The following is a 22,216-nucleotide window of genomic DNA, read 5'->3' as shown; positions in this document are numbered from 1 at the left end:
ACCGTCTCCGACACAAACACGATCAAGCAGAAACCCCACCCAACCAGCCACATTCACCGCTCCGAAATGATCACGAACCGCAATCGTGATATCGCATTCCGCTACCTGGCGGCTGGGGACATGTTCGGGAGCGGAGAGCCGGCAAGGCAGGCAGCCCCCGCCCACAGTGGGAGGACGTGCGTTCTCGACTTCGCCCCGGCGACACACTGGTGGTGAGCAGGCTGGACCGCATAGGCCGCGACATGCGGGAGATTATGGAGACCGCCTGGTCCCTGCAAGACCTCGGGGCCAAGCTGGAGATCCTTTCCGGGCCGCTCGCCGGCATCTACGACCCCCGCGGCATGGGACAGATCTTCTTCGCCGTGCTCGCCGGTTTCGCCCAGATCGAACGCGAGATGATGATCGAACGGACCCGCGACGGGCTCACCCTGGCCGCCGCCGAAGGTCGGCACGGTGGCCGCCCGGCGGTGATCTCCAAGGACATGATGCGCGTCGCGCTCGGTCGCCGGGCCGATGGCGAGTCCGTCACCAGCATCGCCAAAGGGCTGACGTATAAGACCGCGAGCGGCGAGGAACGGACGGTCTCCCGCCGCGCGCTCTACAACGCGTTCAAGGCTCACGACGCCGAACGAGCCTCGATCGCGTAGGCCATCTGAGCAGCACGTTTATGCTTTCAAGATCGGGTCATGGCCCCTTTCTCACGTATTCAGTTCCCACCCCTTGGAGGAGGGCCGATGTACCACCCCCGCCCCGAGCACGACCGTGACCAGGAGCGCGAGTTTTCGTACTCGTACTCGTACTCGTACGAACCCGACGACGGCTCCGACCGCCCGCTGCCGGTGACCGAACTCGCCCTGCGGATGGACGGGTTGACGAAGTCGGACGACGACAGCGAGGCCCGGGCCCGCTCGGCGGAGGCGACCGTCTTCCTGTCGTACGCGGACCTGTCCGACGCCCTAGGCCTGGAACTGACCCGGGGCTACGGTTCCGACCGGATCCGCGCCCGCGTCCTGACCACCCTCGGCTTCGAGGTCACCGCGACGACGACCGTCTCGGCGGCCTCCGGCAACCGCGTCATCTTCAAGGACTTCAAGGTCGCGGGCCGCGTCGCCCTGCCCGAGGCCGGTGAGAAGTTGCTCGGCCAGGTCTTCGCCGAGCCGATCGCGCCGCGGAACATCCCCAACGGCCTCCGACTGCGCTCGGTCACCACCACGGAGCAGGGCCTCACCGCCCACTTCTCCGGCAAGTCGGTCACCTTCCGCCGCGACGACGCCCGGGACACCTCGTCGAACGGGTCGGCCGGAGAGAAATCAGGTGCCGTGGGCCGGAAGAGCCGTAGCCATCGCCGACGCAACCTCCTCGACCACCGCGCTCGCCCGATCCTCCGGCACGCCGGCCGCGATGAGGGTGGCCGTGGCGATCCGGTGCCCGTCGTCCTCCAGCGCGCCGGTGTTGACGGACTCCACCAGAGCTACGATCATCGCCATCAGGCCTGCGCTCTGCACGGCCGGCGGCACATGGGAGTGGAAGACGCCGTCCCGCTGCCCGCGCTCCAGGATCCCGGTGGCGGCCTCCCGGGCCGGCGCGAGGACCTCGGCGACGCGCTCGGAGCCGAGGTCCCGCCGGGTGAGCGCCAGCAGCATGCGGTAGCGGTCGCCCACGGGCCACATCCGGAGTACGAACCGCGCAAACGCCCGCTCGGCCGACTCCGCCGGCTCCCCCGACTCCGGCCCGGCCTCCACCGTGTTCCGCAACGTCTCGGCGGCTTCCTCGGCGAGCGCCTCCAGCAGCGCCGCCCGCCCCGGGAAGTGCCCGAAGAGGGTGCGCCGGACGACCCCGGCGGCCCGCGCCAGCTCCTCCAGCGTGACATCGGGGTTCCGCCCCAGCTCCTCACGGGCCGTGGCCAGGATGCGCGCCCGGTTGGACCGCGAATTACGGCGCAGCGGCTCGCGGGCCACGGGCTTGCTCACGGAGAACCTCGCAGCATCAAAGGACGGACGAACGGCCCCCCATTTTGTCACGCCGAGCCGAAGCCCCCGTATCACGCCCCACCGGCCGCTGCCTCACGCGGGACCCGCCCCACCTCGTGGCCCCGAAGCTCGGCCGACGCGGAACCGAGCGCGCCCGGTGCGGCCCTCGCGCTTGTTCCTCGACGAGAGCCCCGGCGCGCCGGGCGCCGCCGCCGACCTCGTCCGTCGCGGCCATCCCACCGGCCACCCCCCGTCGGATCAGACCGCGAACTCCCGGATCACCATGTTCCGGAACACCGCCTGCCCGTCGATGGTGAACAGGGCCAGCCCGGTGTCGGACGGGTCGGGGAAGACCACGGTCGAGTGCGCGTACCGGCCGTCGTCGACGAACATCTCGACGGACGTGCGGTCGACGAGGACGCGCAGGCGGACCGTGCGGCGGACAGGTGGAAGGGCGTCCGGCTCTCCTGCCAGCGGCCCGAGGCATCGGGCCGGCGGTGTAACCGCGGTTGACGAAGGCGTAGTCGCCGTAGACCCCCACGTCGACGTGCCGCCCGCCGTCCGCCGAGCGCCGCAACTCCAGCCCGGCACCCGTCAGTTGGTCCCAGGTGATGTCGCAGGTCAGTCCTTCTGGTCCCTGTCGGGGAACGCCTTGCCGGCGTGAAAACATGATCGCGGCGCCCGTCCGCCGACTCCGGTAGCTCGTTGGGACTCCAAGCCCGCAGGTCAGTCTGGTGCAGGGGCCGCTGCGGGGCCTTGCCTTGTTGCCGTAGAGCACGCCGGTCAGAATTCGCCGCCGCTCCGCTTCGTCGTGCAGGGCCTCGATGAGGAGGAACTCCAGACGCAAGTTTTCCTCCGATCCGTTCAGAACATACACATGGGCCTCCTGACACCACAGACGTCCCAGCGGCCACAAACGTTGACACATCGCGCGTCACCGCTCCTGAAGCCGCAGGCCAGAGCCAGCCAGGGCAACGGGCCGTCCGGACGGGGCCAGGTCAGGCCCGCCGGTGAGCCCTCGGACCAAGGGCGGACCGTCACTGAGGATCGGCGTAGGGGTTAACCTCGGCGTAGACGTCGTCGGTCTCGGTGAGGTCGAAACCTTCCTCCCACTTGCTTGTGTTGGGCCAGTTGTCCGGGCCGCCGACCCGGAACCGGGAGCTCCACCGTGGCTCCGCGACGTTCCAGGCGTGCAGCTCGGGCTGGTCGACCGGGTGGTAGTCCATGCGGCGGCGGACGAACTTCTCGTCATAGACGCAGAAGTGGCCCAGGTCATCACGGTCGTCGCGGATCTCCTCCGGCAGCGTCACCACCCGGGTGATCCGGTCGGTGTCGGGGTCGACCTCCACCATCACCGGCATGAGGTAGCGCACCCACCGCCGCCGAGGTGGCCCATCACGCTCCTCGACGATGACGACCCCGCCCTCCTCCTCAACGTCGCCTGCGTCCAGGTCGTCGACGACCTCATCCCAGGCCGGGTTCATGTCCTCGCTCATCCCCACATCATTTGAAAGATCGGCGAAAGCCCACAATCGCGCAGCCGCGCCGCCCGCCGCGGACGATTCGCCGGATCTACACGCCCCCTTCTCCACCACCGTGCCCTCGCCGTCGGGCAGGTCGGGGATCTCACCGAGCTGGCGCAGGCCTTCGGCCGGGGCGGATGAGGCGATGGCGTAGCGGCCCAGGACGTTGACATGGGCGTGGCCGAGCGGACTGAGCCGGGCGACGTCCTCATCCTTGACCGGCACGCCCTGGGCCCGCAGATGGTCAACGGCAGCCGACAGATACTTCGAGTTCCACAGCGCGACCGCATTGACGACCAGACCGAGAGCCGCTAGTTGATCTTCTTGTCCTTCGCGGTAGGTGTGAGACCGGAATACGAGCGAAGCGTGCCACGGCTCGGTTCCACCGCTGGTAGAGGCCGGTGTGTCGAAGCCTGATCGGGATCGTTAGGATTCTGCCACTCTGTTGGCTCCCGCTGATCGTCGAGGTGTGTGTTGACGTCGATCGACCGCACCGCCTACCCGCGGTTCCGCGGGATCGTATCGGCGCGGGAGTTGGTGGAGGGGTTCACGCCCACACCCGACGAGGCCGCCTGGGCGCGGGGAAAGACGACCGCCGATCAGGCATTCCTGGCGCTGGTGACATGGCTGAAGTGCTACCAGCGGCTGCGCTCCTTCCCCGACTTGGACAAGGTCCCCGAGGTCGTCGTCGACCACATACGCGCTGCGCTGGGATTATCCGGCACACCGGCGGCCAGCGTGGAGTCCGTGCGGACGGCCGCGCGATACCGCGACTACATACGCGAACGTCTCGGCGTGAAGTACGACGCGACCGACGTGCGCGGCGTCGCCGAGGCAGCGATCCGGGCGGCCGCGGCGACGAAGGACAACCCGGCCGACCTGATCAACGTGGCGCTGGAGGAACTGCTGACCTCCGGGCGGGAGCTGCCCGGCTACACCACCTTGGACCGGATGGTCGCCAAGATCCGTACCGAGGTGAACCGCGACGTCTTCGCGACGGTTGCCCGCCGGATCACCCCGGCACGACGCGCGAAGCTCGTCGAGCTGCTGGTGGTAGACCCCTCGTCCCGGCGCAGCAAGTTCGACCGGTTGAAGGACCCGGCGAAGGCCGCGACGATCGGCAAGCTCAAGATCCGGCTGGCGCATCTGGCCGACCTGGACGCGATCGGCCCCACGGAGGTCTGGCTGCGCGGAGTCCCACCGGGGAAGATCTCGCACTTCGCCGGGGAGGCGAAGGTTACCGATGCCGCAGACATGGTCAAGGTCGGCGAGGACAAGCGGCTGACGCTGCTGGCCGCCTTCGTCCACGTGTTGCGCACGTCGGCACGAGACGAGGTCACTGATATGTTCTGCAAGCGCATGGCGGTGATCCACAAGAAGGGCCGGGCCCGGCTGGAGGCGCTGCGCGAGGAGCACCGCGAGGCGAGCGAACGGCTGCTGGAGGTGTTCAGCGACGTCCTGGCCGCCGTCCGGGAGGCCGCCGGGCCCGGCAGTACGGCGTCTGACGGCGTCGTCGCCGACGAATCTGGTGCGCACGAAGACGACCCCGAAGAAGGAACGACCGAGGCGGCCGTCGCGCAGACTGCGCTGACCGGCGAGCTGGTGCTCAAAGCCCTGGCCGCCGGCGGCGGGGTGGCGGCTCTGTCGGCGTCGCACGAGGCGGTGGCTGCCCACCACGGCAACAACTACCTGCCGTTGTGCGAGCAGTATTACAAGTCGCACCGGCCGACGTTGTTCGCGCTGGTGGACGCGGTCGAGCTGGAGGCGACATCCGCCGAGCGGGCGGTGCTGGACGCGTTGGAGTTCGTGCGGGCGAACCGGGATGCCGACCGCCGCGCTGAGTGGATCGAGGAGAACGTTCTGGTCGAGCGGGACGGCAAGCAGGTCGTGCTGAGGATCGACGTGGACGCGTTCGCCGGACCCTTGTGGAAGCGCACACTGCGCGACCGGCGCCGGCCCGGGATGCTGGCGCGACGCCACCTGGAGGTCTGCGTGTTCTCCCACTTGGCTGCCGAGCTGCGGTCGGGGGATATCGCGGTGGTCGGGTCGGATTCCTACGCCAACTTACATACCCAGCTGATGGCGTGGGAGGAGTGCGAGAGGCAGGCCGAGGAGTTCTGCGCTCAGGCTGGCATACCGTCGGATCCGAAGGCCCTTGTCGCGCACTACCGCAGCCTGCTGACTAAGACGGCCCATGAGGTGGATGAGGGGTATCCGGCGAACACCGACCTGCGTTTGGAGGGCGGCCGTCCGGTGCTGGCGCGGCGTAGGGGCGCCGAGCGGCGTCCGTCGGCGATCGCACTGGAAGGAGCGGTGCTGGACCGGCTGCCGGAGCGGCCCTTGTTGGACATCCTCGCCCGCACCGCGCACCTGACCGGCTGGCACCACCGCATTGGACCGGCCTCCGGCTCCGATCCGAAGATCAAGCCCGGGGAGCGGCTGTGTCGGTACGTGGTGACCGCGTTCGCCTACGGCGGGAACCTCGGCCCGACCGAGGTGGCCCGGCACATGCGCGGGATATCCGCGCACGAGATCTACACCGCCGGGAACAAGCACGCCGACCCGGGCAAGATCTACAAAGCCTCTGCAGACGTGGTGAACGCCTTCGCTGCTTTGGACGTCACGCAGGTGTGGGGCGACGGGTCGGTCGCTGCGACCGACGGCTCGCAGATCGACACCTGGGAAGACAATCTCCGGGCTGAATCCCATGTCAGGTATGGAGGTTTTGGCGCTCTGGCGTTCCGGCTGGTGTCGGACTCCTACATCGCGTTGTTCAGCCACTTCATCCCGTGTGGGGTGTGGGAGGCGGTGTACCTGCTGGACTCGCTGCTGTCCAATGTCTCCGACATCCAGCCCGACACCATCCACGCCGACACTCAAGGCGCGTCGCTGCCTGTTTTCGGGCTCGCGGCCATCCTCGGATTCGATCTTCTTCCGAGGATCAGGAACTGGCACGACCTGAACTTCTACCGGCCTGATCCCAAGGCCAGGTACAAGCACATCGACTCGCTGTTCGACGACAACGTCATCGATTGGGATCTCATAGAAAAGCACTGGCAGGACCTGCTGCGCACCGGGATCTCGATCCGGGAGGGCCGGGTGTCGTCGGTGACGCTGCTGCGTCGTCTGGGCAACCACTCCCGGCGCAACCGGATCTACAAGGCGCTGCGCGAGCTGGGCCGTGTGGTGCGGACCGTGACGCTGCTCCGGTACTTGTCGGAGCCGCAGCTCAGAGACCAGATCACTGCGATCACCAACCGCACCGAGGCGTTCCACGGCTTCGCCGCGCACCTGATGATCGGCGGGCAGCTGATCGGCCACAACGACCCGGACTACCAGGAGCGGGTGGTGAAGTTCAACGAGCTGATCTCCAACTGCGCGATCTACTCCACCGCCCTGGACATCACCGACGCCGCCAACGCCCTGGCCGCCGAAGGCCACGTTGTCGACCCCGACGACCTGGCCACTATCTCACCCCTGATCACGCGCACGATACGCCGGTTCGGCGACTGGATCGTGGACACCACCCCGCCGCAGACCAACGTGGCGCCCAGGCTGGACCTCACCCCTCGCGCGCTGTTCCCCGCCGCACCGGTGTGATCCTTCCCCCGCTCCGAGACGTGTCGCCGCAGGCCGGCCGCCGCCCCGGGTGAGGGGTATCACTCCTACTGACAGGCCGGGATGTCTCGATGAGCGGGTCGGGGACTTCAATGGCGGCGAAGACGGCGACACACCGTCCCCGCGGCCGTTGCCGTACGAGCCGTTTCAGAACGCTCATGTCAGGCGAGTCGAAAACCTGGGGCAGCGGGTTCAGTCCCCGTACTCGAAGGCACGTTCGGCTGGCGTCAGCTGGAGGCGTCGCTCGACGTCCCGGTCGAGGGCCGACGGGCCCCGGGACCAATCCGCGGTGCCGCCGGACGCGAATACCCCGTAGAACGCCGTGATCCGGAAAAGGAGCCCCGGCGTGATCTGGATCGCGCGCACGATGATTCGCCGCGGCCGTCGGCGCCTGGCATGTGCGGTGATGTGCGGAGACGAGGCCTATGCGGGCAGCCGCCGTACCGGGGACACTCGGCGCAGGTGGACGAGCACGTCGAATGCCTCAGGCAGGGAGGTGACGGCGAGGTGCTCGGCGGCGTCGCGGGAGGGGTCGTAGACGCCGCTGATGACGCGTGTCTTCGCGGGTCCGTCCCATTGGCGGCGCGCCTCGCCGGCGCGCAGGTCCAGCCATTGGGCGGGCCGGTCCGCCGAGCCGAGCCGGGCATCGAGCCAGTCCGGGGCCGGCTCCGGGACGGTGGCGATGCCGAGGTCGCCGTGGTGGAAGCCGATCGCCACGGAGACGTACCCCGCGCCGTAGTGGCGGCGTAGCACGCTGCCGACGGTGGGCTGGGGGCCGCGCTGGGGAGCCAGACCCAGCGTCGCCGGCGCCGCCGAGGTGTGCGCGATGCCGTCCCAGTAGGCCACGCGGTGTTCGGTCCGGCGCTGGTAGTCCGTGATTGTTTCGGCCCACACCTGGGCGTCGCCCGCGTAGTTGTTCCGTCCGGCGACGCTGCGTTCGTGGAAGTCCACGATGAGCCGCATCCGGTCCAGGACAGACTCGCTGGGCAGTTGCTCGACGATCGCGAGCGCGTCGCGGGCGTGCTCGGCGAAGGGCCGGCCCGGGTGCAGGCCTCGTGCGCGCTGCACGTGCTCGTCGATCTCATGCGCGGTACGGATTGGCTTCAGGTAGGAGGTCAGCTCGGCCAGCCGGTGCGGGGCCGCGCGGTGGACGTGTTCGAGCACGGCGTCGTAGTCGGCGGGCCGCGCCTGCTCGGGCTTGACCCCGAAGATCCGGATGACGTCGTCCGGGTGGTTCTGGTTGAAGGTGCGGATCCACTCCAGCGCCGTGGCCATCTCGGCGGTGCGCCAGGGACGCCAGGCGCTTTCCAGCGCGGATGCGGCTGCGCCCGCGCCACCGGTGACGTACGTGTCGAGCGTCGCGCCGACGGAGGCGTTGTCCTGCAGGGCCAGCGCCCGGAAGCCGTGCTCGCGGGCCAGCCGGCGGAAGAGCTGGTCGCGCACGCCGAAGGTCTCGTGGGCGAACCTCGTGGACTCGCCGAGCCCGGCGATGGTCGCGCCGGTGGCGATCGCGTCCGCCAGTTCGTCGAGCGCGGCCCCAGGCAGAGGGCTCGGTGTGGCGGTCATGCCAGGACGCCTTCGCGGATCGGCTGGAGCGCCCGCGACCAGACGACGACTTCGTCCAGCAGGGCGGTGAGGGTCTGGCGCTGGTATGGGCCGGGAGTGAAGTCGCCCGGCTCGGTGGGGGCGGAGAAGGTGAAGTCGTGGTGCAGGGACAGCGCCACCTGGGTGCGGACGGTCGCGACCTTCAGTTCGGCCAGGATCTGCCGCAGGTGCTCGACCGCGCGGGTGCCGCCGTGCAGGCCGTAGCCGACGAAGCCGGCGGCCTTGTTGTTCCACTCGGCGTAGATGAAGTCCAGGGCGTTCTTCAGCGCGCCGGTGATGGAGTGGTTGTACTCCGGCGTGACGAACACGAACCCGTCGTAGCGCGCGATCGCCTCGGCCCAGCGGATGGTGTGCGCGTTGCCGTACCGGCCGAACAGGGCCGGCTGCTCCTCATCCAGCAGCGGCAGCGCGAAGTCGGCCAGGTCGACGATCTCGAAGTCGGCCGCCGGATGTTCCTGGGCGGCGACCGAGGCGACCCACTCGGCGACGGCGCGGCCACGGCGGCCGGGGCGCGTGCTGCCGACGATGATCCCGATCTTGGTCATGATGTTTCTCCTCAACCAACGGTGTTGCACCGATCGGTGTAGAAGCTACATCCATCGGTGCATCGCATGCAAGTGGCGGTGTAATCGAGTAGCCTCGGCGAGCGTGACGGAGAGAAGGAAACCGGCCGGCCAGCCCGACAAGCGCCGGGCGATCGTGGCCGGGGCGCTGACCCTGTTCGCCCGCGACGGCTACACCCGCGCCGGCCTGGACGCGATCGCCGCCGAGGCGGGCGTCTCCAACCGCACCATCTACAACCACTTCACCGACAAGGCCGAGCTGTTCCAGACAGTGATCCAGGAGAGCACGCAGCGGGTCGCCGACACCATGGTCGACATCATCGACCGCCACCTGAGCAAGGTCGTCGACCTCGAGGAGGACCTGGTCGACTTCGGGCTGGCCTGGCTCGGGGTGCTGACCTCCGACCTGGCCCCGCACTTCGCGCTCATCCGCCAGATCAACGCCGAGACCGAGCACATCCCGCCGGCCGCGCTCAAGCTCTGGCAGGAGGCCGGCCCCGGCCGTACCCGGCGCGAACTCGCCGAACGGCTAAGCCGCATCGCCGAGCGCGGTGATCTCGCGATGGACGACCCCGTACGCGCCGCCGGGCACCTGATGCTGCTCATCTCCGCCGACAACCTGACCGACCGGGCCGCCCTGCACGACAAAACCGCGCTCAGAGCGATGGTCACCGCGGGGGTGCAGACCTTCCTCTACGGCTACAAGCGCTAGTCCCGTTTCCGCATGTGAGTGATCCTCAGCGGAGGTCTCGTGATCTATATCGAGGAGGTCCAGGAGGTGGAGTTGGCGGTCGGTGGGTTGCGGGATGGTCGGGGGCGACTGGCCGGTGCCGCAGGACGTGGCGGTCATGGCGATCTGCCCAGACGGCGTGGCCGAACGCGCCAGCCCATCGTTGACGTCCGTGCTGATCCCGGCGGAGGAGGTGGGCAGGGAGGCCGTCCGGCTGGTCATGGACAAACTCGACGGCCGAGCCGTTCCGGAGTCCACGCTGCTCACGCTCCAGCTGGCCATCCGCGCCAGCACCTTGGGCCCCGCCGGCCTGTCGTGATCGCAGGACGGCCGGAACCCCGTGGTGCTCAGGCCTCGGTCTCGATCACTTGAGGCAGGTTGAAGCGGCAGGAAGACCGGCGAAGCGCGCCTTGGTCCAGGCGAGGATGTCGGGCATCGCGCCGTCGTCGATGCCCGTGGAGCCGCCCCAGGTGTCGTGCTCCAGTCCCGGGTAGGTCCGGTAGTCGATCGTGGAGTCCGCCCGGCAGAGGCCGGCGGCCACCTGGTCCGCCACGGCGCGCGGCGTGACGGTGTCGGCGTCACCCTGCAGGAACAGGACGGGACCCGCGACGCGGGCGCGGCCGAGGCTGTTGTCTCTGAGATAGCCGGCGAACGCCGGGTTCGACAGCCAGCCGGGCTGGAGGAGGGCCGGTCCGGTCACGTCGGCGTACACGGCGACGGCGACGTTGAGGCAGCCGTCGCGGATGGTGTCCAGGCGCTGGTGGGCGGCCTGGGTGAGCAGGTCTTGGGGCTGGATCCGCTCATCGCCGTAGCTCGCCCCCTTGGCGATGATCGGCACGAAACCGCCGTAGGGTGAGGTGACGGCGAGGTGGTCGACCAGCGCGGTGAGGTCGGCGGCGGCCGAGGTGACGACCGCGCCGAGGTAGCCGGGCTCAGGCTCGCGGGTCTGCCGTTCGGCGACGGCCAGGGCCGCGCCGCCGCCCTGCGAGTGGCCCCACAGCACCCACTGCCGGGAGAGACCGGGCATGGCCTGCCGGGCGGAGCGGACCGCGCCGACCAGGTCGGCGGCCTGCGCGGCCTTGTTGAGGAACTCGGGCCTGCCGGTCGTGCCGAGACCGGCGTAGTCGGGTGCGACAACGGCATAGCCCTGCCCCAGGAACCGCATCATCTGGTTGCCGTGGTAAAGGTCCCGCATCAGCGATGGCGCGCAGGCGGTGCCGATGCCGCTCGCACCGTGCGCGTCCACGACGACCTTCCATCCGCCGCGGGGCCGGGGGCGGTCCTGCGGCACGAGCACCACCCCGGACACCGCGACGTCTCGTCCCGCGGAGGTTCGCGAGTGGTAGAGCACTCGCGTGGCCGTCACGGGCTTGCCCTCGACCACGTACTCGCTGGTCTCCTGCTTGCGGATCAACGCCCCCAGCGGCGCCCATCGCAGCGGGTCGGGCGCGTCGTAGAAGCCGGTGCGGGGCAACGCGTTCTGCTGCTGCGCCGCCCACGCCCAGCCAACCTGACAGGCCTGGTCACACTCATCGGCGTGTACGGCGGTCGCTGACGCCGCCATCGCGGCCACCGCCAGCACCGCGACCAGGGCACTACGAAGAGCACTCACGTGTATCAACTCCAAGTTTCGACAGACGAACCGGACGGGCAGGTGGGCTCACGCCCGGCCGTCCACGTCTCGGCCCACCGGGCCGTAGACGAATTCCGAGGTGGCGCCGACGAACTCCATCGGGAACCCGAGCTCGATCCCGCTCACCTCGTCGAGACGCCGCAGCGCCTCCTCGGGCAGTGTCAGGTCGAGGGCGGCGAGGTTGTCGGTGAGCTGCTCGACGGTGCGCGCGCCGATGACCGGGTGGATCCGCCTGCGGCGAGCGCGCGTCCAGGCGAGCGCGACTTGCGAGGAGGTGACTCCCAGCTCGTCGGCGACGGCGTCCACGGCCCGGGCCACTACCAGATCGTGGGCCGACGGCTGCGTGCCACGGCTCGTGCTCGCGGCCCCGGCGCCGCGGGTGAACTTGCCGGACAGGATGCCACCGGCCAGCGGCGACCAGGCGGCCACTCCCAGATCGAAGGCGTCGGCCATCGGCAGCAGCTCGCGCTCGATGTCGCGCTTGACCAGGCTGTAGGGCACCTGGAGGCCGACGAACCGACTCCACCCCCGCAGGTCCGCGATCGTGTTGGCCTGGGCGACGACCCATGCGGGGGCGTCGGAGATCCCGACATACAGCACCTTGCCGGCGCGGACCACGTCGTCCAGGGCCCGGATGGTCTCCTCGATCGGGGTATTGGGGTCCCAGATGTGGACCCATAGCAGGTCGATGTAGTCGGTCCGCAACCGTTGCAGACTCTGCTCCAGCGAACGCACCAGGCTCTTGCGGTGGTTGCCTGAGGCGTTGGGGTCGGTCCCGTCCACGGTCAGCGTGTACTTGGTGGACAACACGAAGCGATCCCGGTCGGTGCCCAGCAGCTCGCCGAGGATCCGTTCGCTGGCTCCCTCGGTGTACTTGTTGGCGGTGTCGATCACGTTCCCGCCCGCCTCGGCGTAGGCAGTGAGGATCTTGCGGCACTCCTCGGCAGGCGTTCCCCAGCCCCAGTCCTCCCCGAAGGTCATCGTGCCGAGAAACGCCTCCGACACCCGAAGCCCGCTCCGGCCAAGCAGTCGATAACGCATGATCGCTCCTTAGAGGGTGGCGTGTAGGTGGCGGGCGACGTTGTCCACGGATTCGGTGACCGTGGGCTCGGCGTCGTAGAAGTCGAACTGGCCGCGGCCCTCCAGCCAGACCAGCTCTCTGGCCCCGGTCAGCCGGTCGGCGAACCGGCGCGCGCCCACCGGGATGCCGGCGCTCTCGCTGTGCACGATGAGCACGGGTGCGGTGATGCGGTCCGCGGCCGGTTGCGGCTCGAAGGTCAGCCATTCGGCCCAGGCCATGGTCGCCCACCTGTTCCCCCACTCGGGGATGGCGCCCCGGGCGGGGTCCAGATAGTAGGCGTACGGGCCGAACATCGCGGCCGTGGAGTCGGTTTCGCTGACTCCGAGCACGTACTCGACCTCGCCGGTCTCCTCGAAGTGCGCGCGGGCCTTCTGCCCTTCCGCCAACCGCGCCGTGAAGGCCTCTTCGCCGCCCAGGGCGAGCCGCATCAACTCGCCGTCCTGCAGGCCGGGCGCGACCAGCGCCAGCGAGGCGATGCGGGGATCGTCCGCTGCGGCCACCGCGGCGAACGCGCCACCGGCGCAGATGCCCAGCGCGCCGATCCGGGCCGGGGCCACCCTGTCCAGGGAGGAAAGGAAGCTGACGGCGTGGCTCAGGTCCCTGGCCTTCAGCGAAGGCGACTCCACGTCACGCGGCTCACCGCCCGACTCGCCGTAGCCGGTGAAGTCGAAGGCCAGCGCGGCGAAACCGCGCTCGGCCAGGCGCCGCGCGTACAGCCCGGCCATCTGCTCCTTTACCGAGGTCCACGCCCCTGCCACCACGACCGCGGGCAGTCCGCGGTCGGCCGTGGCGGGCAGGTGCAGCAGCCCGGCGAGGGTTACGCCGTCGGCGTCGAAGGTCACTTTTTCCACAGCGGTCTCTGTCATGTGGACAACGGTGCCGGATCTCGACTGCCAACCGACTGCCACGCGGCGGTCAGAGCAGCGCCCGTACGTCCTCCGCCTCGGGAACGTCGAGGCGCTCGAAGATCTCCAACGCCTCCCGCAGCCGGGCCCGGCCGCTCTCTTCCTGGCCCAGTTGTGACAGCGCCTTGCCGAGTGTGGTCAGCGCCCGAGCCTGCTCCCAGACGGCGTCGATCTCGACGTTCACCGCCACGGCCTCTTCCGCTCGTGCCCTGGCCTGGTCGAACAGGCCCGCCGCCAGATGGCATTCGGCCAGCCGGAACAGGGCGCCGCCCTCCATCAGGCGATCACCCGCGGCCCGGTGCCGCGTCAGCGAGTCCGCCCAGGTCTCGACCGCCTCATCGCACCGGCCGACCCCGTGCAGCACGATGCCGAGGTCGTACAGCCGGGTGCCCAGATCCCGCGAGCGGCGCGTCTCCCGTACCAGTTCCACGCCCTGCCTGGCCAGGTCGACCGCCTCGTCATGCCGGCCCAGCGCCAGGCAGGCCCGGGACATGACCCCCAGCGCCGCCCCCACTCCCGCCACGTCGCCCAGCTCGCGATGGAGGGTGAGTGCCTCGGCGAGATGACCGATGGCGGCCTCGTAGTCACGCTGGATCATCGCCGCGGAGCCGAGTACCTGAAGGTTCTCCACCACGATCACCGGGTCGCCCATAGCACGACCCAGCGCGAGGGCCGCCGTCCCCTCCTCGACCCCCTCCTTGAGCGACCGCTGGTAGATGAGCATCGCCGCGACAGCCGTACGGGCCAGCCCGTGGCTGCGCCGGTCGCCGCGCTCGGCCGAGGCCTGTGCGATCGCCTGGGCGATCTGCCTGATCTGCTCCCATCGCAGGTGCACCCGCGCCACGTACAGCAGCACATACAGCAGATCCGCCACAGCCGGATCGGACGCGGCCTGCAGCGTCGTGTGGAACAGGTTGGCCACCTCGGCGTCAAGCCACCCCGTCACCGCCGGATGGCCGGCGAAGGCCAGGCCGGGCGAGGCGGTGGGCAGCTGCCGGGCGGTCGAGAGCGCGTCCGGCTCCACCAGTGACTGCGCGTTTCTGGCGGTGGCCAGGTAGAAGTCGACGAGCCGGTGCAACGCCGCGTCCCGGTCCGGCTCGGGAAGGCCGCGAGCGTACAGTTTGAGCAGGTCGTGGTAGCGGTAGCGGCCCGGACTCGGCGCCTCCAGCAGCCCGGCGTCCGCCAGCGACTCGCACAGGTCTTCCGCCGCCCAATCGTCCAGATCCAGTACGGCCGCCGCCGCGGCCACCGAGAAGTCATCGCCATCCGGTACGGCCAGCAGCCGGAACGCCCTGGCCTGGCCGACGTCCAACTGGCCGTACCCCAGGGAGAAGGTGGCCTCCATCGCCAGGTCGCCAGTGCGTAGCTCCGCTAACCGACGGCGCTGGTCGGCCAGCCGGGCGACCAGCGAGGCGATGGTCCACCCCGGCCGGGCCGCCAGCCGGGAGGCGGCGATGCGGACCGCGAGCGGCAGGCAGGCGCAGGCGGCGACCACCTGCTCGGCGGCGTGGCGTTCGGCGGCGACGCGGGCGGTCCCGACGATGCGGGTGAACAACTCCAGCGCCTCGCCGGTCGTGAGCGCCTCCAGACCGATCATCCGGTCGGCGTTGAGACCGATCAGCCGGGCCCGGCTGGTGATGACGACCCCGCTGGCGCTCGCGCCCGGCAGCAAGGGGCGGACCTGGGCGGCGTCGGCCGCGTTGTCCAGGACGACCAGCATCCGCAGGTTCGCCAGCGTGGTGCGGTACAGCGCGGCACGCTCTTCCAGGTCCTCGGGGATGGTGTCACCGGCGACGCCCAGCGCGCGGAGGAACGCGGCGAGCACGGCCGTCGGCGCCTGCGGGGCCGCCTCGCCGCCGCGCAGATCCACATACAGCTGCCCGTCGGGATAGCGGTCGCGGACGAGATGGGCCACGTGGACGGCCAGCGCGGTCTTGCCGACGCCGCCGATCCCCGACACCGAGGAGATCACCAGGCTCGCGCCCTCGTGAAGCAGACCGGTCAGCTCCCTGACCAACGCCTGCCGTCCGGTGAAATCGGCGACGTCGGCGGGCAACTGGGCGGGAGCCGTACGGGCGGACGCCTGAACAGGAGCGGCCAGTGCCGGGTCGGCACGCAGTATCGCCTGGTGGAGGGCGGTGAGTTCGGGACCGGGATCGACGCCGAGCTCGTCGGCGAGCAACCTGCGCGTGCCGGCGTGGACTGCCAGCGCCTCGGCCTGGCGCCCGGACCGGTAGAGCGCGAGCATCAACAGCCCCCGCAGGCGTTCCCGCAGCGGGAACTCATCGGACAACGACGTCAGCTCCGCGACCAGCTGATGGTGACGACCCAACTCCAGGTCCAGCTCCAGCCGCTGTTCCAGCGCCAGCAGCCGCCGTTCGGTGAGGCGGGCTCGATGAGCCTCGGCCAGCGGCCCGGGCAGTCCCAGCAACGGAACGCCGGACCACAGCGCGAGCGCCTCGGACAGCAGGTCCCTGGATCGGCTCAGCTCCCCAGCGGCGCGGGCCTTGTCGGCCGCCTCCAGTCGTTCCTCGAACACCGCGGCGTCCAACGCGCCGGGCGGAAGCCGCAGCGCGTAGCCGCCGGAGACCGTGGTCAGCACCTTCCAGGGCGACCCGTCCGGCTCCAGAACCGGCCGCAACCGCGAGACCAGAATCCGCATCGCGTGCGTCGGTCGCGCGGGCGGCGCCTGACCCCACAGCCCCTCCACAATCGCTTCATCGGACAGTGCCCGGCCCTGCCGTAACAGCAACAGCGCCAGCAACGCCTGCTGCTGCGGGCGACCGAGATCCAGCGGCTCGGCGCCGCGCCAGCCCCGCAACGGCCCCAACACGGCGAACCGCAGGTCCATGGTCATCAGCTCTCCTCCGAAGGGCAGATTAGGACATGAACCTGAACCCGCCATGGCCGCGGGGAGCGGGCGGAGCATGCTTGGACCGTCCATGCGAATTTTGCTCAAAGTCAGTAGAGAGCCTGCGCCGGAGCGTTGCCGGAGGGACAATAAGCACGTTCGCGCGTGACCTCCCGGCAGATCGACTGAAAGATGAAACGCGTGCCACAGTCCCGGAGCGTGATCACTGGTGGTGGCGGCCCGGCTGGCGGGTCGGCCGTCGCATGTACACCTTCCACACCACCTTCCAGGACCAACCTGCCCTGCACCGCCTGGTCGCCGCGCACCAGGCCCGGCTGTCCGCCCTGAGCGGCCTCGACCTGATCCCCTACCGATGGCCTGCACCTGACCATGCAGGACGTCGGCTTCACCGACGCCGATGTCACCGCCGTCGTCAACGCCGTGACCGCCAAGCTGGACCAGGTCCGCAGGCGGGTCCTGGGGCTCGTGCTCGTCAGCGGCGGGATCGAACGGCACGGCCCGCAGGTACACGACGTCGCCACCAAGTTTGTGCGCCAGGGTGAGGAACGCCGGCAGGTCCAGCGGCCGTCACCGCCGTCACCGCCGTCGCTGCCGGGCGCGGGTTCGACATCTTGGTAGGCCACCAGCAGCCCTCGGCGACTGCCGCCGCGTCGGGTACCTCACGCATTACCCGCCGGATCGCTGCGATCAGCTGGGTGACCGTGTCCTGAGTGGCCACCCCGTCTTCCAGCACGGTGGAATCCAGCGCCCGCCGCGGCCGGCCCGCCCGTGCCCCGGTGGCCGCCACCAGCTCCCGCACCTGCCCGAACAGCCGATGCGGTTCGACTGAGCGCGCCAGCCGCCGCCGGAAGCAGGTCAGCAACGACGGGCGGAAGGCCCGATCGTAGAGGCCCAGCCCGCACGCCGCCTTCTACCGCAGATCACACCGCAACTGCTGGACCGCGTCGAAGTCCGACACCCCGAACAGCGCAACACCACCGCGCAGGCCAGCACCTGCGGAGGCATGCTGGGTCGCCCGTTCGACGAGGGGTACATATCGGCGGACATCGCCTCGGGAAACAACGCCTGCCGGTGCTCGGCCAAGAACGCGAACACACTGCCCTCAGGGATCAGCTCCCGGCAGGTCTGCCACACATCCGGCCCGGCCGGGCCGCCGACCGCCTTGCCCTGCATACCATCGAGTCTGACCAAAGCGGAACCAGCACTGCTTCTAGGTGACTGGTGTTTTTTTGATCTATCTCGCGTTGGTCTGTCCTGGTGTGTCAGGGTGATCGGTGTTGGTCACCGGGCGTGGGGAGAGATCGAGCGATGGCAGTGGTCCAGACTCCGATGCAGCCGGGGTTGCTGTCCTCCACGGTGTATTTCGTCGAGGGTCGGCTGGCGCCGAACTCGGCGAACCACTACGCCATCGCCTCATCCTTTGGTTGGCCACGGCCGCCTGCAGCACCTGGTGCCCGCCTGATGCCGAGGGCGACGGCGAGCAACCAGATGATGAACGTCACCGCCATGAGCCGCTCGCCCAGGCCGGTGGCCGAGCGGCTGCCGAGCAGACCGCCGAGCTGGTTGTCCAGGATGCCGGTGACCCAGAAGATTGCATAGCCCGCTGGTGGGAGGAAGGCGAGTCGTCGCAGCCCTGTGGCGTTGGTGGTGGCGGCGATCGGACGGGTGAGCAGCGGCGCGGCGAGGGCGAGGCAGGTGAATGCCAGGATGCCGGCCGCTGCGTGGATCGCTCCCGCAGTGGTCACGAACTGCGGATCCGTGGGGTCGATCGGATCGGTCGGGAACGCCCCGACCACCACCATGCCGAGCCCCGCCGTCGCCAGTGAGGTGAGAACTACGCGTGGTCGCGGTGAGGCGTTTGCGGCGATCGCGGCGGTGAGGGCGAGCACGCCCAGCCCGAACGCCAACGCGGCGAAGCTGAGCATCCAGCCGTACGGCCCCAGCACGTACTCGCTGACGGTGATGCTGATCGGGTCCCGGGCCCGGTCGATGACGTGCAAAATCGCGACCAGTAACACGAACACGACAATTCCTGCGCTGCCGACCATGGCCAGCTTGGCGGCGTCTGCCGACTTTCGCAACGTGAGCACTTCGGTGGTGTCCGTCATGGGTGTGCCTCCTTACTCCACTGCTGTCTTCATCTACACTGTAGACATACGCTACAATGTAGACGCGATAGGTGAGGAGCGAATGGTCATGGCGAGCGACATGGTGGAAGCGCCTGAAGCGCGGTTGCATGTCGAGCGGACCGGCGACGGACCCCCGCTCCTACTGATCTCCGGAGGCGGCGGCGACGCCGGCATGTACGCGGACGTGATCCCGCTCCTGGCCCGGAGCTTCACCGTGATCGCCTACGACCGGCGCGGCAACTCGCGCAGCCCGTTCACCGATCGCGGCGCCTCGATCACCGTTGCCCGGCAGGCTGACGACGCGGTCGCCATCCTCGACCACTACGGCATAGAACGCGCCCATGTCTTCGGCAACAGCGCGGGCGCGATCATCGCCCTGGAGATGGTGATCGGGCACCCGGACCGCCTTCTGGGCGCGGTGGTGCACGAGCCGCCGCTGGTACAACTCCTCGCTCCCGACAGCCCCGAACGGCGCGAGATCGAACACATCGGCCGCCTCGCCCGAGACGGTCACCTGATGCGCGCTTACGCGGCCTTCGGCGCGATGACGCTACCGGACCCGCCGGGCCTGTTCCTGTCGCCATCAGGCCAAGCCGTGATCGCCGCCGCCACTCACCTCATGCTCGCCGCCGACGGCCTGGTGCGAAAGATCACCCGACGTACGCCGGACGTGATGACCCGCCAGCTCCGCAACGCCGAGCTGACCCTGCGCCGCGAACTGCCCGCGTTCTGCTTCGACTACCAGCCAGACCTGACCGCGCCGGCCGCCACCACGGCGCCCTGGTGCCTGGCCACCGGCCGCGACAGTGTCGGTAAGCCCTACCACGCGCCCGCGCACCTGTTGTCTGAGCGCCTTGGCGTAGCCTGCCAGGAGTTCCCCGGCGGCCATGTCCCATTCATGCAGCACCCGCACGAGTTCACCACGACGCTCACGAAGATCCTGGAGGGCTTCCAGCCATGACGGCCGACCCCAGCCCACCGGTCGGGTTGCCAGAGCCGCCCACCCGGCCCACCCTCACCCGTGAGTACCTCGCCGCCGCCGCGCTCGCTCTCATCGACGCCCACGGCTTGCGTAAATTCTCCATGCGCAAGCTCGGCACCGCCGTCGGCTTCGACCCGATGGCCGTCTACCGCCACTACGACGACCAGGAGGACCTCTTCGACGGCGTCGCCGAGACGCTGTTCACCGAGGTCAACGTCGACACTCTGCCCTGGGACGGCCCCTGGCGCCAACTAGCCCAGAACTACTGCCTGCGCCTGCGCGACACACTCCTGCGCCACCCCCACGCCGTGCCGCTGTTCGCCACCCGCCCGGTACGCTCACCAGCCTCCATCGACACCGGCGTGAAGATGCTCACCAAGCTCAGCGACGCCGGCATCCCGCCGGCGCAGGGCTTGCGGATCATCCGCTGCCTGCGAGAGTTCACCATCGGCCACACCCTCGCCATCGCCGTGACCAAGCTCGGCGCCGACCAGCGCAGCCGCAAACCCCAGCCCGGCAGCCCCGACTACAACCTGCTCGCCGAAGCCGCTGACACCACCGCCCTCGACGACCACTTCGAGATGGGGCTCACCGCGATACTGAGTGGCTTCGAGCAGTCCACCCACTGAAGAAGGCCACCGCCGCTCCTACCGCGACGCAACGCTCCATCGACCGCGGTCCAAGCTCATCTCCAAGCACGGCTGAACCACCTGGGACGAACTCCCGCCGACCAGCACCTCAGCGCATAGCGGGAATTTCCGACCAGTAATGACCCCTAGTCGCCGCTTCTTATCCAGCCCGGGCCACCCAAGCAGGAAGGCGTAGATCCGTCCCCTGCACGGGCATCCACTACGTGGGCCGATTTCCTGCGTTCCCAAGCCGACGCGCTGCTGGGCTGCGACTCCATCAAGACCGTCATCTCAACGGGCGATGTCTACAGTGTAGTTATAGTCTACGATGTAGGCGATAGTCACAGTCCTCACTTAAGGAGAAATGGATGTCTGGCGCAAAAAGATCCGCACGAGCGCGAAGCAGCACGCTCCTGGCCTGCGGGTTCGCCCCACTGGTGTTCGTTGTGGTGATCCTCCTGGACGGAGCGGCGCAGCCCGGCTACGACCCGATCAACCGCTGGGGCAGCGAACTCAGCAATGGCGAATGGGGCTGGATCCAGATCGTCAACTTCGTCATCACCGGCCTGCTGACCATCGCGTTCGCCGCCGGGATACCCCGCGCGCTGGAAAGCGGCCCAGGTTCGAAGGCGATACCCATCTTCACCGGCATTCTCGGGTTCTGCCTGATCGTCGCCGGGGTGTTCGTCACGGACCCGAACCCGGGCTTCCCGCTCGGCGTACAGCCACCCGCCGAACCCACCCTGCACGGCTGGATCCACAACCTGAACCTTTTCCCGGCCTGGGCAGCGTTGACGGCGGCCATCCTCACGGCGGCCTATCGGGCCATCGTCCGCAAAGAGGGTCCGGCCTGGATCCTGACCACCGTCATCGCCGGCATCTTGACCCCGCTGACGCTGTACATCGCGGCACAGCGCTTCAGCTTTGACACCCTCTCGGGAAACGGCCACGGCCTGTGGCAGCGCATCAGCCAGGCGATCGGTTTCGGCTGGTACGCGCTCTACTCGGCACGCTTGCTTCGCGACAGCGAGCACGCCCCCCAAGTCGCCGGCCGACGCTCTGTCGCTCACCCGTCCCGGCGCCCCTCAAGCAACACCGCCGCCCAGCACCGCACAAGAGGTCGAGGATTCACGAGCGATGATGGGACCACAGGCACGGTTTCCTCCGAGGATCGCACGGCTTAGACACCGCTGATCTTCAGGAACCGTGCCCTTCCTCATCTGACGCTTGGTCAGGCGATGTCCTGGCGGCTGTCGCCGCAGGATATGGAGCTGCTCATCGCGGTGCCCGGGCCGACGGCTGAGGAAGTGGCGGCCATGCACGGCCAGGCGGGTCGGGCCCGGTTCGCCGTCTGCCACCACTTCGGCACCGCCGGCTGGGGGCTGCAGCCGTGGCAGGCTGTCCGGCAGGACGATCCCGACCTCTACCCGCCCGGGCCTCCTACCGCTGAACGGTTTCCCATCCATATCTACCTCGCTGACTCCCGCTCCGGTCAGGCCGTCGGTGCAGGCGATGAGGTGTCGCGCACGCCGCGGTTGCGCAGGTCGCTCATCACCGAGGTCCAGAATCGGGCGGACTCGCCGGCGGTGGCAGCGCCAGCGCAGGTAGGCGTGCAGGGCCCGGGTCCAGGCCGTCCTGCACGACGCCGCCCCCGCGGCGGCCCCGGACCCCGATCCCGGGATGTGTTTTCTCACGATCAGCGGCCTGGACCGCGCGGCCGATCCGGCACGGGCGACCCGGCTGCGCGGCCGGATCCACGCCGCCCTCCGCACCGCGGCCGAGCGCCGCGGCACCACCTACCAGGCCACCGAGTCGACCATCACGATCGGCACCCGGCCGTGGGCCACGTGGCACGTTTCGCCCGTATTCCGGTCTCGCCCCCAGATCACGGCACTGGCCTGCCAGTTACCGGCCGAGACCGGGACTCCGCTGTCGCGGTGGAGCAGTAGCGAACTGGCCCGCGAAGCCGTCGCCCG

The 22,216-nt window shown here is 69.4% G+C and carries 18 protein-coding genes and 3 pseudogenes; 10 read left to right on the top strand and 11 right to left on the bottom strand.

What is annotated here, in order from left to right:
* Positions 1 to 95 precede the first annotated feature (95 nt).
* On the top strand, positions 96 to 647 hold the full coding sequence (locus AB0L53_RS49850) for a recombinase family protein (RefSeq protein ID WP_364011266.1): 552 nt from the start codon (positions 96 to 98) through the stop codon (positions 645 to 647).
* 39 nt (positions 648 to 686) lie between these two features.
* A pseudogene (locus AB0L53_RS49845) lies at positions 687 to 1,175 on the top strand (hypothetical protein); the annotation flags it as partial.
* A gap of 135 nt (positions 1,176 to 1,310) precedes the next feature.
* Here AB0L53_RS49845 and AB0L53_RS49840 read toward each other — a convergent pair.
* The 3 genes and pseudogenes from AB0L53_RS49840 to AB0L53_RS49830 all read right to left on the bottom strand — a co-directional run.
* A complete protein-coding gene (locus AB0L53_RS49840) occupies positions 1,311 to 1,970 on the bottom strand; it encodes a TetR family transcriptional regulator (protein ID WP_364011021.1) in 660 nt (219 codons plus the stop codon).
* Between the two features lie 258 nt (positions 1,971 to 2,228).
* Positions 2,229 to 2,561 (bottom strand): GH32 C-terminal domain-containing protein, encoded by a 333-nt coding sequence (locus tag AB0L53_RS49835; RefSeq protein ID WP_364011018.1) that lies wholly within the window; start codon positions 2,559 to 2,561, stop codon positions 2,229 to 2,231.
* A 1,079-nt stretch (positions 2,562 to 3,640) separates the two neighbouring features.
* Positions 3,641 to 3,832 (bottom strand): annotated as a pseudogene (locus AB0L53_RS49830) (Tn3 family transposase); the annotation flags it as partial.
* A gap of 135 nt (positions 3,833 to 3,967) precedes the next feature.
* On the opposite strand from AB0L53_RS49830, the gene AB0L53_RS49825 reads away from it, so the two are divergent.
* Positions 3,968 to 7,093, top strand: coding sequence for a Tn3 family transposase (locus AB0L53_RS49825; RefSeq protein WP_364011015.1), 3,126 nt, complete (start codon positions 3,968 to 3,970; stop codon positions 7,091 to 7,093).
* A gap of 441 nt (positions 7,094 to 7,534) precedes the next feature.
* Here the strand turns inward: AB0L53_RS49825 and AB0L53_RS49820 are convergent, their stop codons facing one another.
* Positions 7,535 to 8,677, bottom strand: coding sequence for an erythromycin esterase family protein (locus tag AB0L53_RS49820; protein WP_364011012.1), 1,143 nt, complete (start codon positions 8,675 to 8,677; stop codon positions 7,535 to 7,537).
* A complete protein-coding gene (locus AB0L53_RS49815; RefSeq protein WP_364011009.1) occupies positions 8,674 to 9,261 on the bottom strand; it encodes an NAD(P)H-dependent oxidoreductase in 588 nt (195 codons plus the stop codon). Before AB0L53_RS49815 ends, AB0L53_RS49820 begins: the two co-directional genes overlap by 4 nt.
* Positions 9,262 to 9,364: 103 nt before the next feature.
* On the opposite strand from AB0L53_RS49815, the gene AB0L53_RS49810 reads away from it, so the two are divergent.
* Both AB0L53_RS49810 and AB0L53_RS49805 read left to right on the top strand, forming a co-directional pair.
* Positions 9,365 to 9,991: a TetR/AcrR family transcriptional regulator gene (locus tag AB0L53_RS49810; RefSeq protein ID WP_364011006.1), complete on the top strand. Its 627-nt coding sequence runs from the start codon at positions 9,365 to 9,367 to the stop codon at positions 9,989 to 9,991.
* Positions 9,992 to 10,085: 94 nt separating this feature from the next.
* Positions 10,086 to 10,328, top strand: coding sequence for a substrate-binding domain-containing protein (locus AB0L53_RS49805; RefSeq protein ID WP_364011003.1), 243 nt, complete (start codon positions 10,086 to 10,088; stop codon positions 10,326 to 10,328).
* A gap of 45 nt (positions 10,329 to 10,373) precedes the next feature.
* On the opposite strand, the gene AB0L53_RS49800 is transcribed toward AB0L53_RS49805, so the two are convergent.
* From AB0L53_RS49800 to AB0L53_RS49785, 4 genes are read right to left on the bottom strand one after another with little or no spacing between them, the layout of a single operon-like run.
* A complete protein-coding gene (locus AB0L53_RS49800) occupies positions 10,374 to 11,621 on the bottom strand; it encodes an alpha/beta fold hydrolase (protein ID WP_364011000.1) in 1,248 nt (415 codons plus the stop codon).
* A 48-nt stretch (positions 11,622 to 11,669) separates the two neighbouring features.
* Positions 11,670 to 12,683: an aldo/keto reductase gene (locus AB0L53_RS49795; RefSeq protein WP_364010997.1), complete on the bottom strand. Its 1,014-nt coding sequence runs from the start codon at positions 12,681 to 12,683 to the stop codon at positions 11,670 to 11,672.
* A gap of 9 nt (positions 12,684 to 12,692) precedes the next feature.
* Entirely contained in the window at positions 12,693 to 13,589 is an 897-nt protein-coding gene (locus AB0L53_RS49790) for an alpha/beta hydrolase (protein ID WP_364010995.1), read from the bottom strand.
* A gap of 49 nt (positions 13,590 to 13,638) precedes the next feature.
* Positions 13,639 to 16,485, bottom strand: coding sequence for a BTAD domain-containing putative transcriptional regulator (locus AB0L53_RS49785; protein ID WP_364010992.1), 2,847 nt, complete (start codon positions 16,483 to 16,485; stop codon positions 13,639 to 13,641).
* A 384-nt stretch (positions 16,486 to 16,869) separates the two neighbouring features.
* Between AB0L53_RS49785 and AB0L53_RS49780 the strand changes: the two genes are divergently transcribed.
* Entirely contained in the window at positions 16,870 to 17,118 is a 249-nt protein-coding gene (locus AB0L53_RS49780; RefSeq protein ID WP_364011281.1) for a hypothetical protein, read from the top strand.
* A 28-nt stretch (positions 17,119 to 17,146) separates the two neighbouring features.
* Here the strand turns inward: AB0L53_RS49780 and AB0L53_RS49775 are convergent.
* Positions 17,147 to 17,598, bottom strand: a pseudogene (locus AB0L53_RS49775) (transposase); the annotation flags it as partial.
* Positions 17,599 to 17,900: 302 nt separating this feature from the next.
* A complete protein-coding gene (locus AB0L53_RS49770) occupies positions 17,901 to 18,608 on the bottom strand; it encodes a DUF998 domain-containing protein (RefSeq protein WP_364010989.1) in 708 nt (235 codons plus the stop codon).
* Between the two features lie 88 nt (positions 18,609 to 18,696).
* On the opposite strand from AB0L53_RS49770, the gene AB0L53_RS49765 reads away from it, so the two are divergent.
* The 4 genes from AB0L53_RS49765 to AB0L53_RS49750 form a co-directional block, all read left to right on the top strand.
* Positions 18,697 to 19,590, top strand: coding sequence for an alpha/beta hydrolase (locus tag AB0L53_RS49765; RefSeq protein ID WP_364010986.1), 894 nt, complete (start codon positions 18,697 to 18,699; stop codon positions 19,588 to 19,590).
* Complete coding sequence (locus AB0L53_RS49760; RefSeq protein WP_364010983.1) at positions 19,587 to 20,240, top strand: TetR/AcrR family transcriptional regulator; 654 nt, start codon at positions 19,587 to 19,589, stop codon at positions 20,238 to 20,240. The genes AB0L53_RS49765 and AB0L53_RS49760 overlap by 4 nt, the downstream gene beginning before the upstream one ends.
* 368 nt (positions 20,241 to 20,608) lie before the next feature.
* Positions 20,609 to 21,424: a DUF998 domain-containing protein gene (locus AB0L53_RS49755; RefSeq protein WP_364010980.1), complete on the top strand. Its 816-nt coding sequence runs from the start codon at positions 20,609 to 20,611 to the stop codon at positions 21,422 to 21,424.
* A 496-nt stretch (positions 21,425 to 21,920) separates the two neighbouring features.
* Positions 21,921 to 22,216, top strand: a 296-nt coding sequence (locus AB0L53_RS49750; RefSeq protein WP_364010977.1) for a hypothetical protein, incomplete at its 3' end; no start/stop codon positions are given.

The sequence above is a fragment of the Nonomuraea sp. NPDC052129 genome, from assembly GCF_040680095.1.
Taxonomy (GTDB): domain Bacteria; phylum Actinomycetota; class Actinomycetes; order Streptosporangiales; family Streptosporangiaceae; genus Nonomuraea.
This window is presented reverse-complemented; position numbering and strand designations above follow the sequence as displayed.